Genomic DNA, 3325 nt, shown 5'->3' with positions numbered 1-3325 from the left:
GGTCATCACCGTCACTCCGCCGGCCAGCGCCAGCGAGCACTCCCCCGAACGCAACGACTGCGCAGCCCAGTGCATCGCCACCAACGACGACGAGCACGCGGTGTCGACCGTGATCGCAGGACCCTCCAGCCCCAACGTGTAGGAGATGCGCCCCGAGACCAGGCTGCCTTCGGTGCTCGTCCCGGCGTAGTCGTGATACATCAGGCCGGCGAAGACACCCGTACTGCTCCCACGCCCCACCCGGATACCGGCAGCTCATCCCCACGATCACCACCGGGTCATCCCCCGGACCCCCACCACCCGTCACCGCACCCACCACGACACCCGAGGGCGCCACGGCACCCGACGACCCGTCCGGGGAGATCTTCTCCCGCAGCAGCGCGGCCACGGCCTCGGAGTTGGGGTGGTCGAAGACCAGGGTTGCGGGCAGTTTCAGCCCTGTGGCGGAGACGAGGCGGTTCCGGAGGCCCACGGCGGCCAGCGAGTCGAAGCCGAGGTCCTTGAAGGCGCGGTGCGGGTCGACGGCGTCGGCACTGCCGTGGCCGAGCACGGAGGCGACGTGTTCGCGTACCAGGTCGGTGAGGTACCGCGCCCGTTCCGGCTCGGGGAGCCCGGCGAGCGTGGCCTCCAGCGCCGACGAGCCGGCGGCGGCGCCGGCACTGTTCGCGGCGGCGATCCGCCGTGCGGGCGCGGGCACCAGCCCGCGCAGCAGGGCGGGCAATGCCGCGCCCTGGGCGCGCAGGGCCGCCGCGTCGAGCCGGACGGGGAGCAGCAGCGCCTCGTCGCTGCGGAGGGCGGCGTCGAACAGGGCGAGGCCCTGTTCCGCGGTGAGGCCGAGGTCGCCGGAGCGCGCCAGGCGCGCGGTGTCCGCGTCCGTGAGGTGGCCGGTGAGTCCGCTGCGCTGCTGCCAGAAGCCCCAGGCAAGGGATGTGCCCGGCCGGCCCTGGGCCCGCCGGTGGGCGGCGAGCGCGTCGAGGAAGGAGTTGGCGGCGGCGTAGCTGGCCTGGCCCGCGTTGTCGAGCGTCCCGGCGAGGGAGGAGAAGAGCACGAAGGCGGCCAGGTCGCGGTCGGCCGTGAGCTCGTGCAGGTGCCACGCGGCGTCCACCTTGGGGCGGAGCACGGCCGCCGTGCGTTCCGGAGTGAGGGAGGGGATCGTCCCGTCGTCGAGTACGCCGGCTGTGTGTACGACTGCGGTGAGCGGGTGTGCGTCGGGTATCCCGGCGAGCACCCGTGCGATCGCGTCGCGGTCGGCGGCGTCGCAGGCGGCGACGGTCACCTGTGCCCCGTGGTCCGCGAGCTCGGTGCAGAGCTCCGCGGCACCCGGCGCCTCCTCGCCGCGCCTGCTCACGAGCACCAGGTGGCGCACGCCGTGACCGGTCACGAGGTGCCGGGCGACGAGGGCGCCGAGCACGCCCGTGCCACCGGTGAGGAGGACGGTGCCTTCGGGGTTCAGCTGTCCGCGCGTGGCCCGGGCGGGTTTTCCGGCGTCGTCCTGCGCGTCCGTACCGCCGGGCTGTGCAGGTGCTTCCGGTTCAGCCGGCGATACGGCACGGACGATGCCGGGGGTATACACCCGGCCCGCGCGCACCGCGAGTTGTTCCTCTCCTGCCTCGATCGCGGCAAGCACGTCCCCCGCCGGAACGGGCTGATCGTCGAGGTCGAGCAGGACGAATCTGCCGGGCTCCTCGCACTGGGCCGCCCGTACGAGCCCCCACACCCCTGCCGTCGTCAGACCGGTGACGTCCTCGCCCTGGGTGGCCACGGCGGCGCGCGTCACGACCACGATCCGGGAGTCCGCGAACTGCTCGTCGGCGAGCCGGCGCTGCACCTGGCGGAGCACCTCCTGGACGGTGCTGTGCACGCTGTCCGTGACCGCCTGCCCGGCGCCCGCGGCGACGGGCAGGAAGACGGTGGCCGGCGTGTCCGCCGCGGCCCCGTCGTGCGTGCCGAAGGCTGCGGCGAGACCGAAGTGGTCGGTGCCGAGCACGGCACATCCGGTGCCTGCGGGAACCGAGGCAGGGGCCGAGGAGCCCGGGCGTACGTTCCACGCGATGCGGTACAGCGAGTCCTGCTCCGTCTCGGCGTGGCGGCCGGCCGCCCCCTCCTCCATGACGCGGGTCATCAGCGACTCGATGGAGGCGACCGGGGCGCCGGTCGCGTCGGCGACCTCGATGGCGACGGAGTCCTCCCCCGCGGGGAAGAGCCGTACGCGTAGCGCGGTCGCTCCCTGGGCGAACAGCGAGACGCCGTTCCAGGAGAAGGGGAGGGTGATTTCGCCTTCCCTGACGGGCCCCGTCAGTTCGCCGTAGTCGATGGCGTGCAGTGCGGAGTCGAGCAGTGCGGGGTGGATGCCGAAGCGGCTCGCATCGGTGTCGTCGGGGAGGGTGACCTCGGCATACACGTCGGTGCCGGCCCGCCACACGGCGCGCAGGCCCTGGAAGGTGGGGCCGTAGGCGTAGCCGCGCTCCGCGAGCCGCTCGTAGGCGTCGCTGACGTCGACGGGCTCGGCGCCGGGCGGCGGCCACTGCGCGAGGCTGAACCCGCCGGGCTGAACCGGTTCGCCGAGAAGACCAGTGGCGTGCTGGGTCCAGGCGGTGTCGGGGAGGGCACCGACGGCGCGGGAGTACACGGCGAACGAGCGGCGGTCCCCGGCGACCGGGTTGACGATGACCTGGAGGTCGGCGCCGCCGGTGGTGGGAAGGACGAGCGGAGTGGTGAGGGTGAGTTCCTCGACCGCGCCCGCGCCCGTCTCGTCGGCCACTCGGATGGCGAGTTCCACGAAACCCGTGCCGGGGAAGAGGACGTTGCCGGTCACGGCGTGTTCGGCGAGCCACGGGTGGGTCCGCATGTCGACACGTCCGGTGAACGCGAGCGCGCCGCCCTCCGCGAGGGTGACCGCGGCGCCGAGCAGCGGGTGTCCGGTGGGGGTGAGACCGAAGGAGGCGGGATCGACCGCGTTGTCGGCCGAACCGTCCAGCCAGTACCGCTGCCGCTGGAACGCGTACGTGGGCAGGTCGGTCTCACGGGCACCGTCCGGGAAGGCGGCGGTCCACTCTACGTCCACGCCGTGCGCGCAGAGTTCTCCCGCGGAGCGCAGGAAGCGGTCGAGACCGCCGTCGTCGCGGCGCAACGTCCCGACGACGGCGGCTTCCCGCGCTGCCGCGTCGAGGACTTCCTGCATGCCCATCGCCAGGACGGGATGCGCGCTGACCTCGACGAACCCGGTGAACCCTTCGCGGACGAGGGTGCCGATCGCGTCGGCGAAGAGCACCGGCTGCCGCAGATTGCGATACCAGTACCCCGCATCAACCACCCCCTCACCCAC

At 73.3% G+C, this 3325-nt stretch carries 2 pseudogenes; both read right to left on the bottom strand.

Annotation, left to right across the window (positions count from 1 at the left end):
- Positions 1-2110 (bottom strand): annotated as a pseudogene (locus OO67_RS40990) (type I polyketide synthase); the annotation flags it as partial.
- A gap of 42 nt (positions 2111-2152) precedes the next feature.
- A pseudogene (locus tag OO67_RS40985) lies at positions 2153-3271 on the bottom strand (polyketide synthase dehydratase domain-containing protein); the annotation flags it as partial.
- Positions 3272-3325: the final 54 nt, after the last annotated feature.

It is taken from the genome of Streptomyces atroolivaceus, assembly GCF_000717025.1.
GTDB lineage: Bacteria > Actinomycetota > Actinomycetes > Streptomycetales > Streptomycetaceae > Streptomyces > Streptomyces atroolivaceus.
Note: the sequence above shows the minus strand (reverse complement) of the source record. Positions and strands in the feature narration are given on the sequence as shown.